This is a genomic window from Klebsiella sp. C283, from assembly GCF_048822555.1.
GTDB classification, from domain to species: domain Bacteria; phylum Pseudomonadota; class Gammaproteobacteria; order Enterobacterales; family Enterobacteriaceae; genus Klebsiella; species Klebsiella quasipneumoniae.
The window spans coordinates 196,976-223,467 of sequence record NZ_JBMEZS010000008.1 but is presented as its reverse complement, the minus strand read 5'-3'; the positions used below and the strand labels follow the sequence as shown (position 1 = coordinate 223,467).

Annotated in this window: 28 protein-coding genes and 1 other RNA gene; 11 read left to right on the top strand and 18 right to left on the bottom strand. The window is 57.1% G+C overall.

Going from position 1 to position 26,492, the window contains the following annotated elements:
• Positions 1 to 18: 18 nt before the first annotated feature.
• Both ACOI7Z_RS17480 and ACOI7Z_RS17475 read left to right on the top strand, forming a co-directional pair.
• Positions 19 to 666, top strand: a complete 648-nt coding sequence (locus tag ACOI7Z_RS17480; protein WP_023291107.1) for an NAD(P)H-binding protein — start codon at positions 19 to 21, stop codon at positions 664 to 666.
• Positions 667 to 741: 75 nt separating this feature from the next.
• Positions 742 to 1,782 (top strand): permease, encoded by a 1,041-nt coding sequence (locus ACOI7Z_RS17475; protein WP_023291106.1) that lies wholly within the window; start codon positions 742 to 744, stop codon positions 1,780 to 1,782.
• A gap of 120 nt (positions 1,783 to 1,902) precedes the next feature.
• Here the strand turns inward: ACOI7Z_RS17475 and dolP are convergent, their stop codons facing one another.
• Genes dolP through ACOI7Z_RS17455 form a run of 4 tightly spaced genes read right to left on the bottom strand, consistent with a single transcriptional unit; the run spans position 1,903 to position 5,556 of the window.
• Positions 1,903 to 2,478: a division/outer membrane stress-associated lipid-binding lipoprotein gene (dolP, locus tag ACOI7Z_RS17470; protein WP_023291105.1), complete on the bottom strand. Its 576-nt coding sequence runs from the start codon at positions 2,476 to 2,478 to the stop codon at positions 1,903 to 1,905.
• 9 nt (positions 2,479 to 2,487) lie between these two features.
• Positions 2,488 to 3,078 carry a DnaA initiator-associating protein DiaA gene (gene diaA / locus ACOI7Z_RS17465; protein WP_002918211.1) on the bottom strand — a complete coding sequence of 197 codons (591 nt, stop codon included), beginning with the start codon at positions 3,076 to 3,078 and terminating at the stop codon, positions 2,488 to 2,490.
• A 25-nt stretch (positions 3,079 to 3,103) separates the two neighbouring features.
• Positions 3,104 to 3,490 (bottom strand): YraN family protein, encoded by a 387-nt coding sequence (locus ACOI7Z_RS17460; RefSeq protein WP_044524830.1) that lies wholly within the window; start codon positions 3,488 to 3,490, stop codon positions 3,104 to 3,106.
• Positions 3,448 to 5,556, bottom strand: coding sequence for a penicillin-binding protein activator (locus ACOI7Z_RS17455; protein WP_087848559.1), 2,109 nt, complete (start codon positions 5,554 to 5,556; stop codon positions 3,448 to 3,450). The genes ACOI7Z_RS17460 and ACOI7Z_RS17455 overlap by 43 nt, the downstream gene beginning before the upstream one ends.
• Before the next feature lie 63 nt (positions 5,557 to 5,619).
• Between ACOI7Z_RS17455 and rsmI the strand changes: the two genes are divergently transcribed.
• Positions 5,620 to 6,483, top strand: coding sequence for a 16S rRNA (cytidine(1402)-2'-O)-methyltransferase (gene rsmI / locus ACOI7Z_RS17450; protein ID WP_023291102.1), 864 nt, complete (start codon positions 5,620 to 5,622; stop codon positions 6,481 to 6,483).
• Between the two features lie 199 nt (positions 6,484 to 6,682).
• Here the strand turns inward: rsmI and garD are convergent, their stop codons facing one another.
• Complete coding sequence (gene garD, locus ACOI7Z_RS17445) at positions 6,683 to 8,254, bottom strand: galactarate dehydratase (RefSeq protein WP_048298401.1); 1,572 nt, start codon at positions 8,252 to 8,254, stop codon at positions 6,683 to 6,685.
• Positions 8,255 to 8,818: 564 nt separating this feature from the next.
• Here garD and garL point away from each other — a divergent pair.
• The 5 genes from garL (at position 8,819) to ACOI7Z_RS17420 (ending at position 13,492) form a co-directional block, all read left to right on the top strand.
• On the top strand, positions 8,819 to 9,589 hold the full coding sequence (gene garL / locus ACOI7Z_RS17440) for a 2-dehydro-3-deoxyglucarate aldolase (protein WP_087848560.1): 771 nt from the start codon (positions 8,819 to 8,821) through the stop codon (positions 9,587 to 9,589).
• Between the two features lie 26 nt (positions 9,590 to 9,615).
• Entirely contained in the window at positions 9,616 to 10,506 is an 891-nt protein-coding gene (gene garR, locus ACOI7Z_RS17435; protein WP_032454164.1) for a 2-hydroxy-3-oxopropionate reductase, read from the top strand.
• 248 nt (positions 10,507 to 10,754) lie between these two features.
• Positions 10,755 to 11,137: RNase P RNA component class A (rnpB, locus tag ACOI7Z_RS17430), an RNA gene on the top strand.
• Between the two features lie 934 nt (positions 11,138 to 12,071).
• Positions 12,072 to 12,935, top strand: coding sequence for a mechanosensitive ion channel domain-containing protein (locus tag ACOI7Z_RS17425; RefSeq protein WP_023291098.1), 864 nt, complete (start codon positions 12,072 to 12,074; stop codon positions 12,933 to 12,935).
• Between the two features lie 149 nt (positions 12,936 to 13,084).
• A complete protein-coding gene (locus ACOI7Z_RS17420) occupies positions 13,085 to 13,492 on the top strand; it encodes a Spy/CpxP family protein refolding chaperone (protein ID WP_048298394.1) in 408 nt (135 codons plus the stop codon).
• 73 nt (positions 13,493 to 13,565) lie between these two features.
• Here the strand turns inward: ACOI7Z_RS17420 and ACOI7Z_RS17415 are convergent, their stop codons facing one another.
• Both ACOI7Z_RS17415 and ACOI7Z_RS17410 read right to left on the bottom strand, forming a co-directional pair.
• Positions 13,566 to 13,733, bottom strand: a complete 168-nt coding sequence (locus ACOI7Z_RS17415; RefSeq protein ID WP_004206134.1) for a hypothetical protein — start codon at positions 13,731 to 13,733, stop codon at positions 13,566 to 13,568.
• Positions 13,734 to 13,757: 24 nt separating this feature from the next.
• Positions 13,758 to 14,459: a pirin family protein gene (locus ACOI7Z_RS17410; RefSeq protein ID WP_023291096.1), complete on the bottom strand. Its 702-nt coding sequence runs from the start codon at positions 14,457 to 14,459 to the stop codon at positions 13,758 to 13,760.
• Between the two features lie 104 nt (positions 14,460 to 14,563).
• Between ACOI7Z_RS17410 and ACOI7Z_RS17405 the strand changes: the two genes are divergently transcribed.
• A complete protein-coding gene (locus tag ACOI7Z_RS17405; protein WP_004144865.1) occupies positions 14,564 to 15,460 on the top strand; it encodes a LysR family transcriptional regulator in 897 nt (298 codons plus the stop codon).
• Between the two features lie 39 nt (positions 15,461 to 15,499).
• Here ACOI7Z_RS17405 and ACOI7Z_RS17400 read toward each other — a convergent pair whose 3' ends face one another.
• From ACOI7Z_RS17400 to ACOI7Z_RS17350, 11 genes are all read right to left on the bottom strand, one after another.
• The gene (locus ACOI7Z_RS17400) at positions 15,500 to 15,868 is read right to left on the bottom strand and encodes a DUF805 domain-containing protein (RefSeq protein ID WP_017900662.1); all 369 of its coding nucleotides are present in this window, start codon (positions 15,866 to 15,868) and stop codon (positions 15,500 to 15,502) included.
• 126 nt (positions 15,869 to 15,994) lie between these two features.
• Positions 15,995 to 16,981 carry a glutathione S-transferase family protein gene (locus tag ACOI7Z_RS17395; RefSeq protein WP_023291095.1) on the bottom strand — a complete coding sequence of 329 codons (987 nt, stop codon included), beginning with the start codon at positions 16,979 to 16,981 and terminating at the stop codon, positions 15,995 to 15,997.
• 91 nt (positions 16,982 to 17,072) lie between these two features.
• Entirely contained in the window at positions 17,073 to 17,465 is a 393-nt protein-coding gene (locus ACOI7Z_RS17390; protein ID WP_002917920.1) for a DoxX family protein, read from the bottom strand.
• Between the two features lie 360 nt (positions 17,466 to 17,825).
• Positions 17,826 to 18,122: a YqjK-like family protein gene (locus tag ACOI7Z_RS17385; protein ID WP_023291094.1), complete on the bottom strand. Its 297-nt coding sequence runs from the start codon at positions 18,120 to 18,122 to the stop codon at positions 17,826 to 17,828.
• Entirely contained in the window at positions 18,119 to 18,517 is a 399-nt protein-coding gene (locus ACOI7Z_RS17380; RefSeq protein ID WP_087848561.1) for a phage holin family protein, read from the bottom strand. The genes ACOI7Z_RS17385 and ACOI7Z_RS17380 overlap by 4 nt, the downstream gene beginning before the upstream one ends.
• 2 nt (positions 18,518 to 18,519) lie before the next feature.
• Positions 18,520 to 18,825: a DUF883 family protein gene (locus tag ACOI7Z_RS17375; RefSeq protein WP_002917916.1), complete on the bottom strand. Its 306-nt coding sequence runs from the start codon at positions 18,823 to 18,825 to the stop codon at positions 18,520 to 18,522.
• Between the two features lie 45 nt (positions 18,826 to 18,870).
• Entirely contained in the window at positions 18,871 to 19,239 is a 369-nt protein-coding gene (locus ACOI7Z_RS17370) for a DUF1090 domain-containing protein (RefSeq protein WP_004206124.1), read from the bottom strand.
• A gap of 149 nt (positions 19,240 to 19,388) precedes the next feature.
• Positions 19,389 to 19,766, bottom strand: coding sequence for an EnvZ/OmpR regulon moderator MzrA (mzrA, locus tag ACOI7Z_RS17365; protein ID WP_072096611.1), 378 nt, complete (start codon positions 19,764 to 19,766; stop codon positions 19,389 to 19,391).
• An 8-nt stretch (positions 19,767 to 19,774) separates the two neighbouring features.
• Entirely contained in the window at positions 19,775 to 20,437 is a 663-nt protein-coding gene (yqjA, locus tag ACOI7Z_RS17360) for a DedA family general envelope maintenance protein YqjA (protein ID WP_023291090.1), read from the bottom strand.
• A 341-nt stretch (positions 20,438 to 20,778) separates the two neighbouring features.
• Entirely contained in the window at positions 20,779 to 21,555 is a 777-nt protein-coding gene (gene exuR / locus ACOI7Z_RS17355; protein WP_065812767.1) for a transcriptional regulator ExuR, read from the bottom strand.
• Between the two features lie 130 nt (positions 21,556 to 21,685).
• Positions 21,686 to 22,987, bottom strand: coding sequence for an MFS transporter (locus tag ACOI7Z_RS17350; RefSeq protein ID WP_023291089.1), 1,302 nt, complete (start codon positions 22,985 to 22,987; stop codon positions 21,686 to 21,688).
• A gap of 479 nt (positions 22,988 to 23,466) precedes the next feature.
• Here ACOI7Z_RS17350 and uxaC point away from each other — a divergent pair, with 479 nt between their 5' ends.
• Together uxaC and ACOI7Z_RS17340 are read left to right on the top strand one after the other, a co-directional pair.
• Positions 23,467 to 24,879, top strand: coding sequence for a glucuronate isomerase (gene uxaC, locus ACOI7Z_RS17345; protein WP_023291088.1), 1,413 nt, complete (start codon positions 23,467 to 23,469; stop codon positions 24,877 to 24,879).
• Between the two features lie 18 nt (positions 24,880 to 24,897).
• Positions 24,898 to 26,385, top strand: coding sequence for a UxaA family hydrolase (locus tag ACOI7Z_RS17340; protein ID WP_065882619.1), 1,488 nt, complete (start codon positions 24,898 to 24,900; stop codon positions 26,383 to 26,385).
• Positions 26,386 to 26,492 lie beyond the last annotated feature (107 nt).

The window sequence follows — 26,492 nt, the reverse complement described above, 5'->3', positions numbered from 1 at the left end:
TTCCGTAAAGGAGAATCAATGAGTCAGGTATTATTGACCGGCGCGACCGGGTTAGTTGGCGGTCACTTACTCCGGCTGCTGCAAAATGAGCCCCGCATCAGCACCATCGCCGCCCCGACGCGTCGCCCACTGGCGCCGGCGGAAGGCGTGTTTAATCCGTACGATCCGCAGCTGACCGATGCCCTGGCGCAGGTGGTCGACCCGGTCGACATTGTCTTCTGCTGTCTGGGAACGACGCGCCGGGAAGCGGGAAGTAAAGAGGCCTTTGTCCATGCCGACTTTACGCTGGTTGTTGATACGGCGCTGACCGGCAAACGGCTAGGCGCTCAGCATATGCTGGTGGTCAGCGCGATGGGCGCTAACGCCCACTCGCCATTTTTCTACAATCGGGTGAAGGGGGAAATGGAGGCGGCGCTGATCGAGCAGGGATGGCCGCGGCTGACTATTGCCCGGCCGTCGATGCTGTCAGGCGAGCGGGAAAAAAAACGGGCCAATGAGACCTTCCTCGAACCGCTGTTCCGACTCTTACCGGGGAACTGGAAATCCATTGCGGCCCGCGACGTGGCGATTGCCCTGCTGGAGGAGGCGCTGTCGCCCACTCACGAAGGGGTGCAAATTCTTTCATCGTCCGAGCTGCGGGAGCGCGCCGCGCGGCAGGCGGAATAGCGGTTTGCAAACGCAGGCTTCCGGCGTAGTATTCACGGCTTCAATTCATATCCACATTTCTTGCTGGGGAATGCTATGGCTGGTCAGTCTTCATCTCAGGCGGCGTCACCATTTCAATGGTGGAAACCCGCGCTTTTCTTTCTCGTCGTGATTGTCGGCCTGTGGTTCGTCAAATGGCAGCCGTACTACGGGAAAGCCTTCACCGCGGCGGAAACCCACAGTATCGGTAAATCCATTCTCGCCCAGGCCGACGCTAATCCGTTAAAGGCGGCGTGGGACTACGCGATGGTTTACTTCCTTGCCGTCTGGAAAGCGGCGGTGCTCGGCGTGCTGCTCGGGTCGCTGATTCAGGTGCTGATCCCGCGCGACTGGCTGCTGCGCACCCTGGGGCAATCGCGTTTTCAGGGGACGCTGCTGGGGGCGATTTTCTCGCTGCCAGGCATGATGTGCACCTGCTGCGCCGCGCCGGTCGCGGCCGGGATGCGCAAACAGCAGGTGTCGATGGGCGGGGCGCTGGCGTTCTGGATGGGCAATCCGCTGCTCAACCCGGCGACATTGGTGTTTATGGGCTTTGTTCTGGGCTGGCAGTTTGCGCTGGTTCGCCTGGTGGCGGGCCTGGCGACGGTGCTGATTGTCGCAACGCTGGTGCAGAAATGGGTAAAAGAGGCGGCGACGCAGCCTGCCGTGGTGCCTGAAGCGCAACCGGAAGCGGCCCAGGGCGGTTTCTTTAGCCGCTGGCTACGGGCGCTGTGGACGTTGTTCTGGAACACCATCCCGGTTTATATCCTCGCGGTACTGGTGCTGGGGGCGGCGCGTGTCTGGCTGTTCCCGCACGCCGATGGCGTGGTGGATAATACCTTGTTCTGGGTCATCGCGATGGCGATCGCCGGCTGCCTGTTTGTGATCCCTACCGCGGCGGAAATTCCGATTGTCCAGACGATGATGCTGGCAGGGATGGGCGTCGCGCCGGCGCTGGCGCTGCTGATTACGTTGCCGGCGGTGAGCGTGCCGTCGTTGATTATGCTGCGCAAAGCCTTCCCGGCCAAAGCGCTGTGGCTGACCGGCGGGCTGGTGGCGCTGTGCGGCGCGATTGTCGGTGCGCTGGCGCTGGTGTAGTGTGCTGTAAACGTACGGATAGCCGGATGGTGTGCCGGGCGGCGCTACGCCTAACTCGGCACATAACGAAAAGGGGACTGCAGCCCGGCTAAGCGTAGCGCCAGCCGGGAAACTGCAGCTTTATTTGATGTAGGTAAAGGCGGTGGTCACCCGGGACACGCCGCTCACCCGGCTGGCGATATCCGCCGCCGCGCGGCCTTCTCGGTCGGTCACCAGCCCCATCAGGAAGACTTCGCTGTTTTCCGTGGTCACCTTCACGTTCGAGGATTTGACCTGATCGGTGCCCAGCAGCTGCGAACGCACCTTGGTTGTAATCCAGGTATCAGAAGAGGCGGTGCCTAAACCAATCGGCTGGCCCTGGCGCACTTCGTTAAACACTTCCGTGGTTCCTTCCACGCCCATGGCGATTTGCTTGGCGCGGGCTGAGAGGTCCGGCGTCGGCGACTGACCGGTCAGCAGGACTTTGCCCTGATAAGCGGTAACGTTGATGCGGGCCTGTTTCTTAATCTGTTCATCTTTCGACAAGGCGCTATTGACGCGCAGTTCCAGGGTGCTGTCATCGACCTGGGTTCCCACCGTACGCGGGTCCGTTGCGGCTTTAGTGCCGACTGCTGCCGTTCCGACTACCGCGGCGGCAACGCAGCCCTGCAGCAGTAGTGCAGAAAGCAGGATGGCGAGGGGCGAGAGAGCCTTCATGTGTTCTCCTTAATCGTCCTGGTGTGGAAAAAGAGTGTTATCTATCAAATCGCACAGACAGTTGACGGTCAGCATATGCATCTCCTGGATACGCGCGCTGCGGTGTGAGGGGATGCGAATTTCGACATCCTGCTGACCTAACAGGCCCGCCAGCTCACCGCCGTCATAGCCGGTCAACGCGACGATGGTCATGTCGCGGGTCACGGCGGCTTCCACTGCCTTGACGATGTCCCGGCTGTTACCGCGCGTGGAGATTGCCAGCAGCACATCGCCGGCATGTCCCAGGGCGCGCACCTGCTTGGCGTAAATCTCATCATGCAGGCGATCGTTAGCGATGGCAGTTAAGACCACATTATCGGTGTTTAGTGCAATGGCGGGTAAACCAGGGCGTTCCGTTTCAAAACGATTAATCATGCTGGCAGCAAAATGCTGTGCGTTGGCGGCGGAAGTGCCATTACCACAACAGAGGATTTTGTTGCCGTTGAGCAGGGACTGCACGAGCGTCATCGCCGCCCGGGAGATGGCGTCCGGGAGTGCTTCTGCTGCGGCAATTTGGGTTTGAATGCTTTCGGTAAAGCAGGCTTTGATTCTGTCGAGCACGGGATCCCTTACTTCTGGTATTACGCTATTCGCCAAAGGCGTTTTTTAGCCATTGGATGTCGTTTCCGGTGAAGGCTACCACATCGAAACGGCAATCCACAGTCTCAAAGCTCCCATTCTGTCGGCAGAGCCACAAACGGGCGGCTTTAAGGAGGCGTTGCTGTTTTTGCGGGGTGACGCTGGCCGCCGCGTCACCGTACAGGGCGCTGCGGCGGTAGCGCACCTCGACAAAGACGGTGACGGCGCCGTCGCGCATGATGAGGTCAATTTCGCCGCCACGCTCGCGGGCGTTGGCGGCGATAAAACGCAGGCCCTGGCCTTCCAGCCAGCGGCGAGCACGGTTTTCCCATGCATCGCCGGTCTGTTTGCTTAGCTGGCCGGGACGATTTGTCCCTGCTGGTACTTGAGCCATGACAGTTTCCTGTTAATCACGCAGTCCTGAGTCGCCGTCAGATCGCCGGTATTCCCGTTCAGTTCGAAGCCCGGCGTCTGGCGCATTTGCGTGAAGTGGTTTGCCAGCGACCAGGCGTCAGCGCCCATCGCATAAAGACGCGCCAGCGAGTAGTCATTGCGCACCGCAGACAGCGCCTGCTGCAACAGCGCCGGGTTGCTGCCAGCCAGCATCGGGATTTCGCTATACTGCAGGCCTTCCATCTCCAGACGGAAATCCGGACCTGCGGTGCCCTGCGCGCTGCGCGAGCTGGCGTACAGGGTGACATTGCTCTGGCTGCCGTTGCGCATCGCGATCATGGGTTTGATATAGCCAATCTGTTCCGGGGTGGCGAGGATGTAGGCCGCGTCGACGCTGCCGCCGCTGCTAACCGGCATCTCATCCGCACTGCCGAGGACGCTGTTCTGCGCTGATGGCAGGGTGGAGACCGGGGTGCCGCTCAGCGCAATGCCCCCTCCGCCGTTAACGCCGGCGCGCAGCTCCGCCGTGGAGCCAAAACGCTGCTGCAGGACGCTGGCGCCGCCCAGTTTCAGCCACTCGTCGGCAAACGCGCTGACCACACGATCGCCCAGCGCGCCGCGCGGAACCAGCAGCAACGGCGTCTGTTTGCCCTGTTGATGGATATGTCGGGCGGCGTCACGCGCTTCGTCTTCCGGCGACAGCGCGAAATAGCAGATATTAGCGCGGCCTTCGACCTTCTCCGGCTGGTTGAGCGCCAGCACGTTGAGCGGCGTATTGCTCTTGATAACATCTTCGACGTTCTCTTTCAGCAGCGGTCCGACGACGAGGGTGGCGCCGTCCTGCTGAGCCTGAGCAAGCAGCTGGCCGATCGGCTGGCTGGTGGTATCGTAAATTTTCAGTTCTGCAGAGGGGTTGGCGGCGGTGGCGACCACTGGCTGCGGCTGTGCGGCCGGGGCAGTGACCGGCTGGGTGGCCGGAGAGGCGGTGGTCTGCGGCGCGGCGACCGCTGCCGGGGCCTGAGCGGCCGGCTCCGCGGCTGGCGTTGCCTGGGTTTGCGCCGGGGCCTGCACCGGTTCAGCGCGACTTCCGGTAGCCGTAAGATCGCTAATTTCCGCCTGCGACGGGCTTACCACGTCATCATTACCGGACGCGTTCGCCGCCTGGGCGACCTGAGCGGGAACCGCGCTGCCCGTCACCGACGGCGCGCCGTTTTTGGCGGCTTCGAAGCCCTGCTGGATGGTACGGCCGAAGATCGACGCCTGGCCGTTCAGCGGCAGGAAAAGCGCAATCTTGTTGATGGAGGCGGGCTTATAGTTTTGCATGTTCACCAGCGCCGTCGGCAGCATTTTGGCGCCCGGGTTTTGCGGGTAGCGCGTCTGCCAGTCTTTGACGCCGGCTTTCAGCAGCGTGGGATCGTTGCGGTTGTCAAACCACATCCGCTGCAGATCCAGCCAGCCCTGGAGGGTATTTTCATCGGCATTGATCACCAGCGCATTGGCCTGATCCTGGGTCATCGCGGTCAGCGCTTGCCAGGTCGCGTCAATATTTTGCTGGCGCTGTTTGGCATCGCTCAGCAGCGGCTGCTGGGCGATTAAGGCGCGCAGCAGCGTAACCGATGGTTTACCCTGGCTGGCATCGATTTGCGCCTGCCAGTAGCGCGCCTGCTGAGGCTGCTCCAGGCTTGCCGGGTCAAGCTTAGCCAACAGCGTACGGGCCCCCTGATAGTCGTTCTGCGCCAGCTTCACTTCTATCGCCAGCAGTGACTGTTCACGGGCCTGGGTGCTGTCCAGGTTCGACGGCAGCTGGTTAAACAGGTCGATGGCCTGCTGCTTCTTTCCTTCCTGCAGCAGTGCACGAATGGCGAGTAATTGCCAGTTGGTCTTGCTATCATTCGTGCTTTGCTGCATCTGCTGCAAGTAGAAACTGGAGTTGGCCTGCGACGTACCCTGCATAAACGCCGTACTTTGATCCTGCGTGTGGGTGCCGCAGCCAGCAAAAAGAAGAGTAGCCAGCAATACGGGCAGACAGCGCGCGGGCTTAGAACGAAGAAATGTTGACGGTACCATAAGTGTCCAGTGATATTTTTTTGGCTCAATGCTCAATATTAAATCGGCAATACGGACGAGACAATGAAACAACACGAATCAGCGGATAATTCTCAGGGGCAGCTCTATATTGTGCCCACTCCGATAGGAAATCTGTCTGATATCACGCAGCGCGCACTGGAAGTGTTGCAAGCCGTTGATTTAATTGCTGCGGAGGATACCCGCCACACCGGTTTGCTGCTGCAGCATTTTGCGATTAACGCCCGCTTGTTTGCGCTTCATGACCATAACGAGCAGCAAAAGGCGGAAACACTTCTCGCTAAACTGAAAGAAGGGCAAAACATCGCGCTGGTCTCCGATGCCGGCACGCCGCTGATTAACGACCCAGGCTACCATCTGGTGCGCACCTGTCGTGAAGCGAATATTCGCGTCGTACCGCTGCCGGGACCCTGCGCGGCCATCGCCGCCCTCAGCGCCGCCGGTTTGCCCTCCGATCGTTTCTGCTATGAAGGCTTCCTGCCGGCGAAATCGAAAGGCCGTCGCGATACCCTGAAAGCGCTGGAAGAAGAGCCGCGTACCCTCATCTTCTACGAGTCGACCCACCGGCTGGTGGAGAGTCTGGAAGATATCTGCGCGGTACTGGGAGAATCCCGCTACGTGGTGCTGGCCCGCGAGCTAACCAAAACCTGGGAATCGATCCACGGGGCGCCGATTGGCGAGCTGGTGGCGTGGGTCAGGGAAGACGAAAACCGGCGCAAAGGCGAGATGGTGCTGATCGTCGAAGGCTTTAAGGCGCAGGAAGAGGCGCTGCCGGCGGCGGCGCTGCGTACCCTGGCGCTGCTGCAGGCGGAGTTGCCGCTGAAGAAAGCCGCTGCGCTGGCCGCGGAGATCCACGGTGTGAAGAAGAATGCGCTGTATAAGTATGCCCTGGAGCAGCAGGGGGAGTGATCCTGTAAAACCAGTGAAAGCCTGGCAAGCCGCCCTTGAGATTGTGAAGGGCGGCTTGAGCGTCATCCGACATGTCGGAAGAAATGTCGGAAGAAATGTCGGAAGAAAAGTGCAGCCCGCCTTCCTTGCCGCACAGCACCCCTAACCAACCAGCCCGGATAAATCCGGGCTTAACGTGGTTAAACCCTTACGCTCTCGATCAGGTCACCGGCGCCGGGTTAAACACCGCCAGCTGGTTATGCAGACCCCATTGATCGGAGAAGGTTTTCTTGCGTCCGCTGGCGACGTCGAGAATGAATTCGAACAGCTTCAGCCCCACATCCTCAATCGTCTCTTCGCCGGTGGCGATGGTGCCGGCGTTAATGTCCATTAAGTCATACCAGCGGTTAGCCAGCTCGGTACGGGTCGCCATTTTTATCACCGGTACCGCCATCAGTCCGTAAGGCGTGCCGCGGCCGGTGGTGAATACCTGCACCGTGATGCCAGAGGCCACCTGCTGGGTGCCGCAGACAAAATCGCTGGCGGGGGTGGCAGCGTAAATCAGGCCGCGTTTGGTCGGGCGCTGCCCAGGGGAAAGCACCTCAACGATGGCGCTTTTGCCTGATTTGGCAATCGACCCCAGCGCTTTTTCCACCACGTTGGCCAGGCCGCCTTTCTTGTTGCCGGGGGAGGGGTTGGCGCTGCGGTCGGTTTTGCCCATGTCGAGATAGTTATCGTACCAGGCCATCTCTTCCAGCAGGCGTTGACCCACCTCTTCGTTGATTGCCCGCGGGGTCAGCAGATGGATAGCGTCGCGGACTTCGGTCACCTCTGAGAACATCACCGTCGCGCCGCAGCGCACCAGCAGATCGGAGGCGTAACCCACCGCCGGGTTGGCGGTCACGCCGGAGAAAGCGTCGCTGCCGCCGCACTGCATACCCACCACCAGCTCAGAGGCCGGGCAGGTTTCCCGCTGACGCTGGTTGAGTTTCGTCAGATGGCGCTCGGCGACCTGCAGAATGTCATCGACCATCGATTTAAAGCCCACGTGCTTTTCATCCTGCAGGCTGACGATGCTGGCGCTGTCCACCGGGATGCTTTTGACATCTTCGGTCCCCTGCAGCAGGCGTTCGGGCTGCAGCTTTTCACAGCCAAGGCCAATGACCATCACTTCGCCGCCGAAGTTCGGGTTAAGGGCGATATTGTGGATGGTGCGAATCGGCACCACCGCCGCTGGCGCATTAATCGCTACGCCGCAGCCATAGAGGTGATTCAGACCCACCACGCCGTCGACGTTGGGATAGTTCGGCAGCAGGTCGCGTTCAATGAGTTTCACCACGTAATCGACCACGCCCGCAACGCAGTGCACGCTGGTGGTGATACCCAGCAGATTTTTGGTGCCCACGCTGCCGTCGGCATTGCGGTAGCCTTCGAAGGTGTAGCCTTCCAGCGGCGGTAGCGGGGCGGGCACTTTGGTGGCCAGCGGCAGGGTGTTCAACGGCGGGGCGGTAGGCAACTCCACTAACGACTCGTCAATCCAGCTTCCCTGGGGGATGTCGCGCACCGCGAAGCCAATCACTTCTCCGTAACGGATAATTTCACCGCGGGCAGGGATATCCGCCAGGGCGACTTTATGCCCCTGTGGGATGTGCTCGATGAGCGTCAGGCCGTCCGGGAAACGCGTTCCGGCGGTCAATCCCCGATCGTTGACAATAATCGCCACATTATCTGTTGGGTCAACTTTTATATAAAACGCGGTCGGCGATGGTTGTCGAATTGAAATATCGGCCATTGTCCAGTTATCTCCAAACAGGTGCTAAAAATATAATTAAATGGTCATTCTGGCGCGGTAGAGCAGAATAATGAAATAAAGAATGTCAGGTGTGTCGGCATGAAGATGTGATCTGAATCACTCCTTGTCACCATGGATGCGTGCGGTGGGCGGGCAATCGTAAGAAGTGTGGATTAGCGCCCATGGCTTAAGGCTATCGCCCAATTTAAGCTTTAAAAAATGTGTTTATATTGTGTTTATGCATAGTGTCTGGCGAGTTGGCGCTGACTATACTGAGTCGTGTTTTTGTGACGTCCGATATCTGCATGGTTGGCCTTTGAATCGCGGGTTAATAATTTAGCCGTGACCTAATGAATAATAAAAAATGGTTAATTTGCGATGGGCTTACATTTTCCGGACTCAAGGTCAGGGAATAAAAAAGGACACCCATTCGCCGGTTTACTCTGCGGATAATATTTGGGGTCAGGCGATACGCTTTTCCAGCCTAATGGGGCTCTCTCGCCGGGCTGGTGATATAACGAATGAATTGCAGAAGTTAGCAACGGTTAACGCAAGGTAAAAATCATGGATAACGCAATTTTCCCGAATAAATTTAAGGCCGCGCTGGCGGCTCATCAGGTGCAGATTGGCTGCTGGTGCGCGCTGGCCAATCCGATTAGCACCGAGGTGTTGGGTCTGGCGGGTTTCGACTGGCTGGTACTGGACGCGGAACACGCGCCGAACGACGTCACCACGCTTATCCCGCAGCTTATGGCGCTGAAAGGCAGTTCCAGCGCTCAGGTGGTTCGCGTGCCGACCAACGAGCCCATCATTATTAAGCGCATGCTGGATATCGGCTTCTATAACTTCCTGGTGCCGTTTGTCGAGACAGCTGAACAGGCGGCGCAGGCGGTGGCTTCTACCCGCTATCCGCCGGAAGGGATCCGCGGGGTTTCCGTTTCCCATCGCGGCAATATGTTCGGCACCGTGCCGGACTACTTCGCCCAGTCCAATAAGAACATTTCCGTTCTGGTACAGATTGAGAGCCAGATCGGGGTGGACAACGTCGAGGCGATTGCCGCGACCGAAGGTGTCGACGGCCTGTTCGTCGGCCCGAGCGACCTGGCCGCCGCGCTAGGTCATCTGGGCAATGCCGCCCATCCTGAGGTGCAGCGCGCCATCCAGCATATCTTCGCCAGCGCGAAGAAGCACGGTAAGCCAAGCGGCATTCTGGCGCCGGTGGAGGCCGATGCGCGGCGCTACCTGGAGTCGGGCGCCACTTTTGTCGCCGTCGGCAGCGATCTGGGCGTCTTCCGTTCCGCAACCCAAAAACTTGCTGATGCCTTTAAAAAATAGTCACCAGGATGAAGAGAGAGAACAATATGACAATCAAAGTGGGTTTTATCGGTCTTGGCATTATGGGCAAGCCGATGAGCAAAAATTTGCTGAAGGCGGGTTACTCGCTGGTGGTGTCTGACCGTAACCCGGAAGCGATTGCCGACGTGATTGCCGCGGGCGCAGAGACCGCGACCACGCCGAAGGCGATTGCCGAGCAGTGCGACGTGATCATCACCATGCTGCCGAACTCGCCGCATGTCAAAGAGGTGGCGCTGGGGGAGAACGGCATTATTGAAGGCGCGAAACCGGGCACCGTGGTGATCGACATGAGCTCTATTGCGCCGCTGGCCAGCCGGGAAATCAGCGAAGCGCTGAAGGCTAAAGGCATTGATATGCTGGACGCGCCAGTAAGCGGCGGCGAACCAAAAGCGATCGACGGCACCCTGTCGGTAATGGTCGGCGGCGACAAGGCGATCTTCGACAAATATTACGAGCTGATGAAAGCGATGGCTGGCTCCGTGGTGCATACCGGCGACATCGGCGCGGGCAATGTGACCAAACTGGCCAATCAGGTGATTGTCGCCCTGAACATCGCGGCCATGTCCGAAGCGCTGACCCTGGCCACCAAAGCCGGCGTCAATCCGGATCTGGTTTATCAGGCGATCCGCGGTGGTCTGGCGGGGAGTACCGTGCTGGATGCCAAAGCGCCGATGGTGATGGATCGTAACTTCAAGCCGGGCTTCCGGATCGATCTGCATATTAAAGATCTGGCCAATGCGCTGGATACCTCCCACGGCGTGGGCGCTCAGCTGCCGCTGACGGCGGCGGTAATGGAGATGATGCAGGCGCTGCGTGCGGACGGTCTGGGCACCGCTGACCATAGCGCGCTGGCTTGTTACTACGAAAAGCTGGCGAAAGTGGAAGTGACTCGCTAACAAGAAGAGCTCTGCGCGGCCCGGTGGTTATGCCTGGCGCAACAGTATCAGACTGCCACGGCGGGGCGAGCCTGGACGCGGTATCGGCGTCGTCTTCCGCGTGTTTACCTCGGTTGCGACGCAGTAAGCGGCGTTTCGCGCGCGTTGGACAATATTTCTCGTGCGTCGCGCAATAGCGCTGCCGCCCTGCAGGCCGGGATGACGACAGAGGGATGACAACGGGCGGTAAACCCACTATACTGCGCGCCGAAGCTGACCAGACAGTCGCCGCTTCGTCGTCGTCCTCTTTCGGGGGGAGACGGGCGGAGGGGAGGAAAGTCCGGGCTCCATAGGGCAAGGTGCCAGGTAACGCCTGGGGGGTGTCACAGCCCACGACCAGTGCAACAGAGAGCAAACCGCCGATGGCCCGCGCAAGCGGGATCAGGTAAGGGTGAAAGGGTGCGGTAAGAGCGCACCGCGCGGCTGGTAACAGTCCGTGGCACGGTAAACTCCACCCGGAGCAAGGCCAAATAGGGGTTCATAAGGTACGGCCCGTACTGAACCCGGGTAGGCTGCTTGAGCCAGTGAGCGATTGCTGGCCTAGATGAATGACTGTCCACGACAGAACCCGGCTTATCGGTCAGTTTCACCTCTTTATGTCAAAACCCCGCTTCGGCGGGGTTTTTGCTATCTGAATCCGTGACGCGGATGAATGACTGTCCACGACGCTATACCCAAAGAAAGCGGCTTATCGGTCAGTTTCACCGCTTTATGTCAAAACCCCGCTTTGGCGGGGTTTTTGCTATCTGAATCTGTGACGCGGATGAATGACTGTCCACGACGCTATACCCAAAAGACAGCGGCTTATCGGTCAGTTTCACCGCTTTATGTCAAAACCCCGCTCCGGCGGGGTTTTTGCTATCTGAATCCGTGACGCGGATGAATGACTGTCCACGACGCTATACCCAAAAGAAAGCGGCTTATCGGTCAGCTTCACCGCTTTATGTCAAAACCCCGCTTCGGCGGGGTTTTGCTATCTGAATCTGTGACGCGGATGAATGACTGTCCACGACGCTATACTCAAAAGAAAGCGGCTTATCGGTCAGCTTCACCGCTTTATGTCAAAACCTGCTTCGGCGGGGTTTTTGCTATCTGAATACCGGCAACAGGATGAATGACTGTCCACGACGCTATACCCAAAAGAAAGCGGCTTATCGGTCAGCTTCACCGCTTTACGCAAAAACCCGCTCCGGCGGGGTTTTTGCTATCTGAATACCGGCAACAGGATGAATGACTGTCCACGACGCTATACCCAAAAGAAAGCGGCTTATCGGTGAGTTTCAACTATCTCTATAAAACCTCTCGACGAAGGTGTTTATTTTTAATTTCAGTCGGTTGTAAATCAGGTTTGTAGAATATCCACTTTTAAACAGTTTTTTGGCTGCTTTAAACACCGGATTCGTTAATACTGTCACGCTACGATGTTTTATTGTCTATCCGTTAGTCTCCATTCCCTGATTTGCAGCGGTCATCATTCAGCTTAATGGATAGCAGGTTTATAGGTTATCCAGACAGGAGTGATAGACGTGAAAAATGTAGTATTATTCCCGCAGCTCAAATCGGCAATAGCCTGGCTTATCGGTCATGGTGAAACAATTATGCAGTTTGCCTGGAATATCGTGGCAGCGCTGATTATTCTTTTTGTCGGGCGAATGCTTGCAAAAGTCCTCGCTAAAGCCTTCGAGAAAATTCTCTTACGACGCAACGTCGATGCGACAATCGTTCATTTCTTTGCTGCGCTCGTTCGTTATATTACGATGGCTTTTGCGATAATCGCCGCATTAGGTCGGGTAGGGATTGAGACGTCTTCCATCATCGCGGTTATTGGCGCGGCAGGGCTGGCAATTGGTCTGGCGCTGCAAGGCTCGCTTTCTAACTTTGCCGCTGGTGTTCTGTTGGTCACTTTACGTCCTTTTCGGGCCGGCAATTTTGTGCAGGTCGGCGCGATTTCTGGTATGGTGCAGTCCGTACATGTTTTTTCAACAACGCTACTAACCGTTGATAATAAAGAAGTTATTATTCCAAATGGTAAAGTCATCGCCGACAGTATTGTGAATTATTCCTGCCATCCTTTTCGGCGAATCGATCTGACCCTCGGCGTGGCCAGCGAGACTAAAATTGTGCAGGTTAAGCAGGTCATTCAGGCTATCATTGATAGTGAAAAGCGAATCGATCAATCTCGTGGTACTACGGTTCGTCTGCTTGAAATGATGCCGGGCACACTTAACTTCACTGTTCGTGTCTGGGTGAAAAATAGCGAATATTGGGAGACTTATTTTGATTTTCTTGAGGCGATTAAAGAAGCGCTCGATGAACATCAGATCACCCTCGCCGCGCAACGGATGGATATTAATTTAACCTCCTCGTCGTTATCGGACCTAAAAAAATAAACAATGCGGATGTTTAGCTTATAGATCATTTGATCTATGAATGTATTCAACCCCTTTTACAATTATGTTCATGCTTTTTTACACATCGCCGTTATTGTTCAGGGAATAATAGTGCGTCTTATCATGACGCACTTATACAGGATAATAAAATGACAAAAGTATCACGAGCTATATTATTGACCGCCGCCGTTGCAGGCTTTTCGCTGGCGGCGCAGGCCGCGGAAGAGACTGCGCCAGCACCCGCTAAGGACCCTATCGTCCAGCACTTAAAACTGACTTCCGATCAGGTGAGCAAAATTAACAGTCTGCATCAGCAAATGGAAAAAAACGTTGAGCAGATTTCACAGCAAGACATTAAAGATGGCGCGCTGATTAACGTGATTGATTCCGGTAAATGGAATGAGAAAGCGGTGAAGGATCAGCTGGCGGCATTCAGTAAAATTGATCAACAGGTACGTTATTATCGCGTGAAGTACTATTTTGATGTGAATCAGGTACTGACGCCGGAGCAGCGCACCCAGGTGAAAAAAGATCTTGCCGACGCGCTGAGTGAATAATGCCATCAGCCCCTTTCGGGGCCGGTATTAGCGGCAGGCCACCAACGATAGCCGAATAATCCATGCTGCAGCTTCAGGCGAGACTTTCTTCATCCCGCAGGCGAATCTCCGCCTCGGCGACGATGGCCTCCAGTTCGCTAAGCATCTCATCATAACCAAAGCTGACGACGCCGACGGTTTCCGGCGGCGTCGGGGCTAGCGGCGTCGGAGACGCCTTTTTTCTGTTTTTCTTCTTACTCACTGACAGACTCCATCCCTTCCGTTGTTACACCGGTAAATCTATCAGCAAAGCGCGCAGCGGCGTATCGGCGACGAGGGTAATGTTAGCTTCGTCACGAATAAATGCCCCATCACCACAGGTGAGAGCCTGTTTGGGTTGTTCCTGCGCGACGGCATGGACAGTGCCGTGGATCGACTGCAGGTAGGCGCGCGGGCCATGCAATTGCACGTTGATCTGCTCACCTTTTTCCAGCGCGATGTGATAGACCCAGGCCTGCTGGCGAAGCTGGAGGCTATTATTCCCCCCATCCGGTGAGGCCAGCAGCTGTAGCGGCGCGTTGGCGACCTCGATTTTCTGCTGCAGCGGGTTTTCCCGCTGCGGGCAGGCATCGAGCCATAGCTGCATTCGCGTTAACGACTGCTCTTTGCTCAGATTGTGCTCGCTATAGCTCACGCCAGGCTGAGTGGCGATAATCAACGCGTCGCCGGCCCTGGCCTGCAGGTGATTGCCGTCGCTGTCGCGATACTCCGCTTCGCCTTCCAGAATCAGGTTCAGGATATCGACCTTGGGATACGTTCTGGCCTGGAACGAGGCCCCGGGGGCCAGCACTTCCTGATTGAGAACGCGTAAGGACGCGAAGCCCAGTAATTTGGGGTCGAAGTAGTGGCCAAAGGAGAAGGTGTAGCGGGCCTGCAGCCAGCCGAAGTCTGCTTGTCCGCATTGTTTGGCTGTTCGGGTAGTAATCATGTTCTTGACCTCTCTTTACACTAAATCAATGGTAAAGGTATGGACGCTGTATTGTTAGCCAGATATTCTGCCCGGTATGTTCAAATTTCCTGAATGAGAAAGCGATGGCTAAAGAGAGAGCATTAACGCTGGAAGCGTTACGCGTGATGGATGCGATCGATCGTCGCGGGAGCTTCGCTGCCGCGGCTGATGAGCTGGGACGCGTGCCTTCCGCCCTGAGCTACACCATGCAAAAACTGGAGGAAGAGCTGGACGTGGTGCTGTTTGACCGCTCGGGTCATCGCACAAAGTTCACCAACGTCGGGCGTATGCTGCTGGAGCGCGGTCGCGTGCTGCTCGAGGCGGCGGACAAGCTCACCACCGATGCCGAAGCCCTGTCTCGCGGCTGGGAAACTCACCTGACGATCGTCACCGAAGCGCTGGTGCCCACGCCGGATCTGTTTCCGCTGATTGAGAAACTGGCGACCAAGTCCAACACCCAGCTGTCGATTATCACCGAGGTGCTGGCCGGCGCTTGGGAGCGGCTGGAGCAGGGGCGGGCGGATATCGTTGTCGCGCCGGATATGCATTTTCGTTCTTCCTCGGAGATTAATTCGCGCAAACTCTATTCGGTGCTCAGCGTGTACGTCGCGGCGCCGGACCACCCGATCCACCAGGAGCCTGAACCGCTCTCCGAGGTCACCCGCGTGAAATACCGTGGCGTCGCGGTGGCGGATACCGCGCGCGAGCGGCCCGTTCTCACCGTTCAGCTGCTGGATAAACAGCCGCGCTTAACGGTGAGCACCATTGAAGATAAGCGTCAGGCGCTGCTGGCCGGATTAGGCGTGGCGACCATGCCCTATCCGCTGGTGGAGAAGGATATTGCTGAAGGACGCTTGCGGGTGGTCAGTCCGGAATATACCAATGAAATTGACATTATCATGGCCTGGCGACGGGACAGCATGGGCGAAGCGAAGTCCTGGTGCCTGCGTGAGATCCCTAAGCTGTTTGCCGGCAGATAGTCGAGGACGCTCCTCCCGCTAGCGGGAGGAGCAGGAAGATCAGTAGGAAAAGGGTTTTGGATCGGGCCCGAATCGGTTGTTGCCTTCCGTTCCGCGCTGGCAGTTAAAGATCAGGATCACCAGCCAGCCGATGACCGGGATCAACAGCAGCAGCAGCCACCATGCCGAACGGTCGGTGTCGTGCAGACGCCGAAACTGCACCGCCCACCACGGTAAAAAGACCAGTATGCCATAGATGGTCGTCAGAATGCCTTCGCCGCCCGCCCGCTGCCAGCCCAGCATTTTATCGATGATGCTCAATACGCCGGTCAGGATGAGGTTGACCAGAATAAACATCCAGTACTCTTTGCGCCGCGCACGGCCGCCAAATCCTATATAGTTTTTTAATACCTTGAGATACCAGTCCATTTCTACGCCTCAATTAACCGTCAATCACTTGTTTTTTAAGCGATCGCAATAAGAATAGACGTGAATGAATGGTGGGTAAATATCTGTTTTCTGAATTATTGGGCGCCATCACTGGCGCCCGACGGATCAACGGAAGCGCTGGTCGCGACCGTGTGGTTCGCTGAGATCCTGCTGCGGCCCAATGGAGATGATGCCGGTAGGGTTAATGGTTTTATGGCTGCGGTAATAGTGGTGACGAATATGCGGAAAGCTCACCGTCTCCGCGATACCCGGCATCTGGTAGATGTCGCGCAGGAAACCGTAGAGATTGAGATAATCGCTGATGCGTCGTTTGTCGCATTTAAAATGGGTCACATACACCGGGTCGAAGCGTACCAGCGTCGTCCACAGGCGAATATCCGCTTCCGTCAGCTGATTGCCCGTCAGGTAACGATGCTGACCGAGGATCTGCTCCAGCCGCTCCAGCGAGGTAAACACCGCATCCACCGCTTCGTCGTAAGCCTGCTGACTGGTGGCAAAGCCGGCTTTATACACGCCGTTATTGACGTTGTCATAGATCCAGCCGTTCAGTTCATCGATTTTTTCCCGCAGCGCCGGCGGGTAGTAATCCCCGGCTCTGGCGCCCAGGCCATCGAAGGCGGTATTAAACATACGGATGATTTCTGCCGACTCATTGCTGACGATGGTCTGCTGTTTTTTATCCCATAGTACCGGGACGGTGACGCGACCGGTGTAGTGCGGGTCGGCGTGCAGATACAGCTGATAGAGAAAATCGTGCTGATAAAGGGTGTCACCGGTGGCTTCCGGGAAGCTGTCGTCAAAAGTCCAGCCGTTTTCCAGCATCAGCGGATTGACCACGGAGACAGGGAGAAAAGGCTCCAGTCCTTTCAGCTTACGCATAATTAACGTGCGATGCGCCCACGGGCAGGCGAGAGAGACGTACAGATGATAGCGATCTTTTTCCGCCGCAAATCCCCCTTCACCACTCGGTCCGGCCGCGCCATCGGCGGTGAGCCAGTTACGGAAGGCGGAAACGGAACGCTTAAAACGCCCACCGGTGGATTTTGTGTCATACCAGGTATCCTGCCAGACGCCGTCGACTAATTGTCCCATCTTTATTCCTCCTTCAGACTTCAGATAGCAAAAGCGAGGAGTGGTCTCCTCGCTTTTTCATTCATTCATTCATTCATTCAGTATAGTGCGCTTACCATTTCTTATTCAGTACACGGTCGATACTGAAGGCGCCCGGTCCGGTAATGGCCAGCAGCAGGTAACCGCCAGCGATGGTCAGGTTTTTCATGAACATCAGGGAGTTCACGCCTTCCGCAAAGTTGCTGTGGAACAGGAACGCGGTCAACAGCGTAAAGCCTGCGGTGAACAGCGCGGTGGTCCGGGTCAGGAAACCGAACAGAATCGCCAGTCCGCCGCCGAATTCAAGGAGAATGGTCAGCGGCAGCAGCGCACCCGGTACGCCCATGGCTTCCATATACTGCTGGGTTCCCGCATAACCGGTGATTTTGCCCCATCCTGCAGTGATAAACAGAATCGGCATCAGAATGCGCGCTACCAGTACACCAACATCTTCTAATTTTTTCATTTCTTACTCCAGAAAACCCAAAGGGCGGCGGTTTTGTTTTTTAGCGCAATCCCGCGTAGTTACGCGGGGTTGCTGTCGATGGAGAGGATAGTAGCGAGGCGGAGAGGGAATTGTTAGCAAGGAAAACTGTAGATCTAGTTCAAAGTTTCTGAGTAATCGGTAAGAGGGGGCGAAAAATGCCACAACGCGATAGGTCACGACCGGCGCTGGTAAAGGCCTGGCCGGGCGGAATGGCATGGGATCAGAGGGCTGGCTGACCGCGGATGGCGGCCAGGGGGCAAGTTTTTACGCACGGCGTTGCGTATCGAGCGAGGAAGTGGCAGAGCGGGGCGCCGGGAAAAGCGCCCGCGCTCCGGGCGGCTAACGAACTGCCGACTGGCGCAGGATCCCGCGGACCAGCCGCCAGGTACTCCATAAACCCAGTCCGCGTTTGGTCCAGCGCATTAAAAAATGCGGGTGTCGGACGGACCACACGGCCATCAGACCGCTGCCCACCATCAGCCACGAACGTAAACTAAGCAGCGTATGCCAGCCGCGGTCTAAGGGCGCAGTCGCTTCCAGCCAGTGGCGGCGACAGGCGCTCAGCTCCAGCCGTTGCTGCTGGATCTGGCGCAGCAGCTGCGCCTTTTGCCGTTCACGCTCCTGTCGGCCATTCATGGTTTATCTTCCTCCAGAAGGGCACGGTCGTTCTCCAGCTCTCTTCGCGTCAGGCGCAGCAGCGTGGAGCGTCGCGCCTTACGTAAGGTAAGGACACCGACAATCGCGGCGGCGAGAAGCAGCACGACGGTGGTGGCGATCATGACGTGCAGGCGGTACTGAGCGTCAACGGCCCAGATAACCAGCACCAGCAGACTCATGAGGCCAAACGCGGCAAACAGCAGCGTCAGTCCGGTCATGATCAGCAGCTGGAAGAGGTTGGCTTTCTCCTCCTCCAGCTCCACGACGACCAGGCGCAGCCGTGTTTCCACCATTTCGACCAGCAGCGTAACGATACGCTGGCCAATGGAGAAGACGCGCTGACCCGGCCCCTGCGTGTGTTGAGTATTCGCCATAATCAGCGACGCGACAGCAGGACACCCAGCACCAGCCCGACGGCGGCGCCAATCCCGACCCCTGTCCACGGATTTTCGCGAACATAATCATCCGCTCGCGCGGCGGTCTCACGAGTTTGACGCAGAATCGCTTCGCTGGTCTCACCCAGACGGGCGCGGCTCTCTTTCAGCGCGCTCTCGGCTTTACTGCGCAGTTTACCCATCTCTTCTTTCGACTTGTCCGCCGAGGAATTCAGTACTTCCTCCAGGGTGTCCGCCAGCGTTTTCAGTTCTGCACGAAGGTCGTCAGTCACATTCTCTTTAGCCATGTCGTTCTCCTGTAGCGTGGTCCGTATTGCGAAAGTTAATAGTGATTAGTAATCCCGAGACTCCAGCGTTTTCAACTCCTGTTGCGCTTCATTGAGTTTATGCTGGCGTTTGTTGATTTTGTCCGCATCGCCTTTCTTCCGGGCTTCCTGCAGATCGCGCTGACGTTCAGCGATCTCTTCCCGCTGTTTGGCAATTTTTTGCTGATGATCGGCTTTGAGTTTACTGTCGCTGCAGTTCTCCCGTACCTGGCGTAGCGCGGTATTTAGCCCATCAATGCGACTTTGATTGTGATGCTTTTCGGCATAGCTGATCTCTCGTTGAATATCCTGCTCTTTTTCCTGGCAGGGAGAGGCGGCTATGGCGCTGGCGCTAAGTGAAGACAGGGCCAGAAGCAGAGCGATGCGGTGTTTCATGGATAGTACCTTCCATTGTCTTAGGGGATACCCGGAGGATAAACCCGTTCCCGTTGGTAAACGTGAATGCGTTGATTCACGCAGGTTTAAGCATAGTAACAAATGCGGGAAACCACCAGACTGCGTTGAAAACGCAGTCTGACGGCCGTTTACCCGAGCCGATGCGGCGCGTCGCGCAGGCGGGATAACCAGGCGGTAGGCGAGTTATCGTCTTCCAGCAAGGCGATAATATAACCATGAGGCAGAGCGCGGCCGAGAACCTCTTTCGCCGCCGCGCCCTGGGCGGTGGAATCAAACTTAATCAGCAGGCCATCCTTTTGCGGCGTAATGCTCTTGAAGCGGATACCGTTGGCGTCGAGGTGATGCCAGACGGAGAAACCATCCGGCATACTGACGCCCTGGCCAACCGGACGGATCGCCAGCGTGGCCTCTTGCTGCTGCACCGCCAGCCATAGCCAGAACAGCGCGCAGAGCAGAAGAGAGCCACCCAGCAGCCAGCTGAGCTGGCGCAGGGAAGGGCGTTTTATGACCATCATTAGCCCCGGCTTCTGTATTTTTTCTTCCACAGCACCACCAGCGAGCCGACCAGTCCGAAGACCAACAGCGCAACCGGCAGGAGCATCAGGCAGGACATCAGCTGATCTTCATACTTAAGGAATACCGGGGTTTTGCCCAGCAGATAGCCCAGCGAGGTCAGGATGAGCACCCACAGCAGGCCGCTCATCCAGTTAAAGAACTGAAAGCGGGCGTTATTGAGGCCGGAAAGCCCGGCGATGGTCGGCAGCAGCGTGCGCACGAAGGCGATGAAGCGGCCGATCAGCAGCGCGGAGAGCCCATGTTTATGAAACAGGTGATGCGCGCGCTGATGATAGTGAGAGGGCAGATGCGACAGCCAGTTTTGCACGATCCGCGTATTGCCCAGCCAACGCCCCTGGATGTAGCTCAGCCAGCAGCCGAGGCTGGCGGCGGCGGTGAGCAGCAGCAATGTTTCCGGAAAGCCCATCGCCCCTTTGGCGATCAGCACGCCCACGAGCACAAGCAGGCTGTCCCCCGGCAAAAACGCGGCAGGCAGTAACCCGTTCTCAAGGAACAAAATCATAAACAAGACAAAATACAGCATGCCAATCATGGAGGGATTCGCGAGCGTTTCGTAATCCTGAGCCCACAAGGCATTCAATAACTGGGTTAATAGTTCCATTCACGATTCCTGGTACATCGGTTAACGGCACGTCTGAGCGCGCGGCATGTAGGGCGACAAGATTTTTATGAGATTATGGTCGCTGCTTCGGCGCTCTGAACGCTTCCCTGTATAAAATTGAAGTAAGTCGATACCTACTCCCAGAACGGCAAAATGCATCTAATTGTAACAAATCACCTGACTTTCCGTCAGAGAAATTGCAAGGTGTTGCTCGTTGATTTTGCTGATTGCGGCGATGGGAGGCGAGAGGATTTACACAGGCTGACACTATATATGTTTTGCTTACCCCAGCCTGCATGGGGAACAGGCGCGCAGGGGCCGCGCGCCGGGGGGATAAAGGCTTATTTCGCGCCGTTGGCCGCTGTATCGAGATGAACCACCGGGTTTTCGGCAAATAAGTAGCGATCTGCATTAAATTCAAAGTCGTCGCTGGTTTCGTTAAACAGCATTTGCTTGGTATTTTCCAGATGCTGCCACATTGCCAGTTTGGCGGCGTTCGGATCTTTACGCAGCAGAGCCTTCAGGATCTGATCGTGGTCGTCGCACCAGTTATCGACGGTGCGCAGGTCGATATGCTCATGCAGCTTTTTCCAGTACGGGTTATGCACGCGCTGGGTCCACATTTTTTCCACGATCGCCGCCAGGGCGCTATTCTGCGTGGCCAGCGCCACCTGGACGTGAAACTGCAGATCCCATTCGGAGTCGCGGAAACACTTCTCGTTGCGCGCTTTCTCCTGAATCTCCATCAGCTTCATGATGTCCTGCTTGGTCACCTGAGTGGCCGCGAATTCGGCGATATTGCTTTCAATAAGCTGCCGCGCCTGCAGTAGCTCAAAGGGGCCATAGTTGGCGAACTCCAGGCTTTCATCGGCCACCTGCTGGTATTTCGGATGGTTGGAGATGACGTGAATGCCCGACCCTTTACGGACTTCGACATAGCCTTCCACTTCCAGCATGATGATGGCTTCACGAACCACGGTGCGGCTAACGTTTTTTTCATCGGCGATAAAGCGCTCGGCGGGCAGCTTATCCCCTACAAGGTAGACACCTTGTTCGATGCGCATCTTCAGCTCAGCGGCAAGTTGCTGATAAAGACGGCGTGGTTCAATGATTTCCATATTCGCTCCCGCAAGATGGCGACAATATTCGATTTGTTATACCACTTTTACGCGATTTCCACCACTGGCAGGGATGAAAAAGCCGCCTGAGAAGGCGGCTTGGCAGGCGATCACCTCAGTATAAGCGTCTCTAACTCTGGGTGGCCGGTTTGCGGCTGCTAAGCGGCGTCGTGTCATCGTCAGCCGGTTTGTTTTTCAGCACCGTCCAGATGACCAGCGCGCCCAGCAGGTCAAAGACCGCCAGTACCGCAAACAGCGGGCTGAAACCGATGGTGTCTGCCAGCGCGCCGACGACCAGGGCGAACATGGTGCTCGCCAGCCAGGCGGCCATCCCGGTCAGACCGTTGGCGGTAGCGACTTCGTTACGGCCAAAGACGTCGGAAGAGAGGGTAATCAGCGCCCCGGACAGCGCCTGGTGAGCAAACCCGCCGATGCACAGCAGGGCAATCGCCACGTACGGGCTGGTGAACAGGCCGATCATCCCCGGGCCAATCATCAGCAGGGCGCCCATGGTGACCACCATTTTACGCGACACGATCAGGTTAACGCCGAACCAGCGCTGGAACAGCGGCGGCAGGTATCCACCGACGATGCAGCCGAGGTCGGCGAACAGCATCGGCATCCAGGCAAACATCGCGATCTCTTTCAGGTTAAAGCCGTAAACCTTAAACATGAACAGCGGGATCCAGGCGTTAAAGGTCCCCCAGGCCGGCTCGGCGAGGAAGCGCGGCAGGGCGATACCCCAGAACTGACGGTTGCGCAGGATCTCCCACGGCGACATTTTCTTCGCATTATTGGTCTGGTGTTGAGACTCCTGGCCGCCAATGATGTAGTCGCGTTCTTCGTCAGATAATTTCTTCTGGTCGCGCGGGTGTTTGTAGAAGATCAGCCAGGCGATGGCCCAGGCGAAGCTCAGAACCCCGGAGATAATGAACGCCATCTGCCAGCTGTGCATGACGATCGCCCACACCACCAGCGGCGGCGCGATCATGGCGCCGATAGAGGAACCTACGTTGAAGTAGCCCACCGCGATAGAGCGCTCTTTTGCCGGGAACCATTCGGAGCTGGCTTTCAGCCCGGCGGGGATCATCGCCGCTTCCGCCGCGCCCACCGCGCCGCGGGCCAGCGCCAGTCCGCCCCAGCTGCCGGCGAGGGCGGTCGAGCCGCAGAATATCGCCCAGGCGATAGCGAAGAAGGCATAGCCGACTTTAGTCCCCAGAATATCAAGGACATAACCTGCGACAGGCTGCATGACGGTATAGGCAGCGGAATAGGCTGCAATGATATAGGAGTACTGTTGGGTCGAGATGTGTAACTCTTCCATCAGCGTCGGCGCGGCCGCCGCCACGGTGTTACGGGTCAGGTAGCCCAGCACGGTGCCCAGCGTCACCAGTGCGATCATGTACCAACGTAACCCTTTAATTTTACGCATGTAAACCTCATCGTCTGTAATTTCTCCGCACCAGGTGCGGCCTCTCCTGACGGCGATACGCGGTCGGGAAAGCGAAACGGAGGGTTCAGGAGGGCGGTCCCCTCTGGCCCGAACCTTACCATCAGTTGTTATGTAAAAAGTCGGTATCCATTCCGTATAAGCCGATGCCATAAACACCGGTAAAGCATTCCGTCGGTTTATATGTTGCGACGGCAGAAAGATAACTTGTCATACAACTTTAAAAGTTGAGTGCTGTCACAAAAGCGGGAAAGTTAGTGTGGTCTTTATGATTGGAGAAGAAAGCCAGATACGGCGCGCTCTGGCGAGATGTTTGCCGCGCGCAGGCGGTTTTTTTATCAGCGTTTATTGATCTAACTCACGAAAAACAGTTCGGTCTGTGGAAATTGGTGTGATAACTTTGTCAGCATTGTAGTCAATCATCTGAAAGGCTCCCGCTCCGGAGCGAAGAGGACACACGAATGACACCGTTTATGACCGAAGATTTTCTACTCGATAGCGAATTTGCCCGCCGCCTGTACCACGATTACGCCAAAGATCAGCCTATTTTCGACTACCATTGCCACCTTCCGCCGCAGCAGGTTGCCGAAAATTACCGTTTCAAAAATCTGTATGACATCTGGCTGAAAGGCGATCACTATAAATGGCGCGCAATGCGCACCAACGGCGTGCCGGAGCGTCTGTGTACCGGTGATGCCTCCGATCGCGAGAAATTTGACGCCTGGGCAGCCACCGTGCCTCACACGATTGGCAACCCGTTATACCACTGGACCCATTTAGAGCTGCGTCGCCCATTTGGTATTACAGGTAAGCTGCTGTCGCCTTCCACCGCCGATGAGATCTGGGACCAGTGCAATGCGTTACTGGCGCAGGACGCCTTCTCCGCCCGCGGGATCATGAAGCAGATGAATGTGAAGATGGTCGGCACCACCGACGATCCGATTGATTCCCTGGAACACCATGCGGTTGTCGCCAAAGACACTTCATTTGATATCAAGGTGTTGCCGAGCTGGCGCCCGGATAAAGCGTTCAACATCGAGCAGGCGACCTTCAATGACTATATGGCTAAGCTGGGTGAAGTGTCCGACACCGATATTCGCCGTTTTGCGGACCTGCAAAGCGCGCTGACCAAACGTCTGGACCACTTTGCCGCTCACGGTTGCAAAGTCTCCGACCACGCCCTGGACGTGGTGCTGTTTGCGGAAGCGACTGACGCCGAGCTGGACGCCATTCTGGCGCGTCGCCTGGCTGGCGAAACCCTCAGCGAACGCGAAGTGGCGCAGTTCAAAACCGCGGTGCTGGTGTTCCTCGGCGCAGAGTATGCCCGTCGCGGCTGGGTGCAGCAGTACCACATCGGCGCGCTGCGCAATAACAACCTGCGTCAGTTCAAACTGTTAGGCCCGGACGTTGGCTTTGACTCGATCAACGATCGCCCGATGGCTGAAGAGCTGTCTAAGCTGCTGAGCAAGCAGAACGAAGAGAACCTGCTGCCGAAAACCATTCTCTACTGCCTGAACCCGCGCGATAACGAAGTGCTGGGCACCATGATCGGTAACTTCCAGGGCGAAGGGATGCCGGGCAAGATGCAGTTCGGCTCCGGCTGGTGGTTCAACGATCAGAAAGACGGCATGGAGCGGCAGATGACCCAGCTGGCGCAGCTCGGCCTGCTGAGCCGCTTTGTCGGAATGCTGACCGACAGCCGCAGCTTCCTCTCCTACACCCGCCACGAATACTTCCGTCGTATTCTGTGCCAGATGATCGGCCGTTGGGTGGCCGCCGGCGAAGCGCCTGCGGATATCGCGCTGCTGGGCGAGATGGTGAAAAACATTTGCTTTAACAATGCGCGTGACTATTTCGCCATTGAACTGAACTAAGACCAGAGGTCGGTTGATATGCAATACATCAAAATCCATTCGCAGGATAACGTCGCGGTCGCGCTGGCGGATATGACGGCCGGTAGCGTGGTGACGATCGACAATGACCCGGTCACCCTCGGTCAGGATATCGTTCGCGGACACAAGTTTGCACTGCGCGCTATCGCGAAAGGGGAAAACGTCGTTAAGTATGGGTTGCCGATTGGCCATGCGCTGGCGGATATCGCGCCGGGCGAGCATGTCCATGCGCACAATACGCGCACCAATCTCAGCGACCTTGACGCGTATCGCTATCAACCGGAGCAGGTTGCCCAACCGCCGCAGCCAGCGGATCGCGAAGTGCAGATTTATCGTCGCGCCAATGGCGACGTCGGGGTGCGCAATGAGCTATGGATCCTGCCGACCGTCGGCTGCGTCAACGCCATGGCCCGCCAGATGCAGAACCGTTTTCTGAAAGAGGCGAACGGCGCCGAGGATATCGATGGGGTGCATCTCTTCAGCCATACCTACGGTTGCTCACAGCTCGGGGACGACCACATCAATACCCGCACCATGCTGCAGAATATGGTCCGCCATCCGAACGCCGGAGCGGTGCTGGTGGTGGGCCTTGGCTGTGAAAACAACCAGGTGGATGCTTTTCGCGAAACGCTGGGCGAGTATGATCCGCAGCGCGTGCACTTTATGGTTTGTCAGCATCAGGACGATGAAGTGGAGGTGGGTGTGGCGCATCTCCACCAGCTGTATGACGTGATGCGTCAGGATAAACGTCAGCCGGGCAAGCTGAGCGAGCTGAAGTTTGGCCTCGAGTGCGGTGGGTCGGACGGCCTGTCCGGCATCACCGCTAACCCGATGCTGGGGCGCTTCTCAGACTATGTGATCGCCAACGGCGGCACCACCGTGCTGACCGAAGTGCCGGAGATGTTCGGCGCCGAACAGCTGCTGATGAGCCACTGCCGCGACGAAGCGACCTTCGACAAGCTGGTGACCATGGTCAATGACTTTAAGCAGTACTTTATCGCTCACGACCAGCCTATTTACGAAAACCCTTCGCCGGGCAACAAGGCCGGGGGGATCACCACCCTCGAAGATAAGTCGCTGGGCTGTACCCAGAAAGCGGGCTCCAGCCAGGTGGTGGATGTCCTGCGCTACGGCGAGCGTCTGAAGGTACATGGTCTGAACTTGCTGAGCGCGCCGGGCAATGATGCCGTCGCCACCAGCGCGCTGGCCGGCGCCGGCTGCCATATGGTGCTGTTCAGCACCGGCCGCGGCACGCCGTACGGCGGCTTTGTGCCGACGGTAAAAATCGCCACCAACAGCGAGCTGGCGGCAAAGAAAAAGCACTGGATCGACTTCGATGCCGGACAGCTGATCCACGGCAAAGCGATGCCGCAGCTGCTGGAGGAGTTCGTGGACACCATTGTGGCTTTCGCCAACGGCAAACCGACCTGTAATGAGCGGAATGACTTCCGCGAGCTGGCCATCTTTAAAAGCGGTGTTACCCTGTAAAGGCGTATACATATTGGCGCCCGGGCGGCGTTGATCGCGCATTGGCCTGATAGCGCAGCGTCATCGGGTAAGCAACAGCGGCGTTTCAGCCTGTGAAGCGCCGTTTG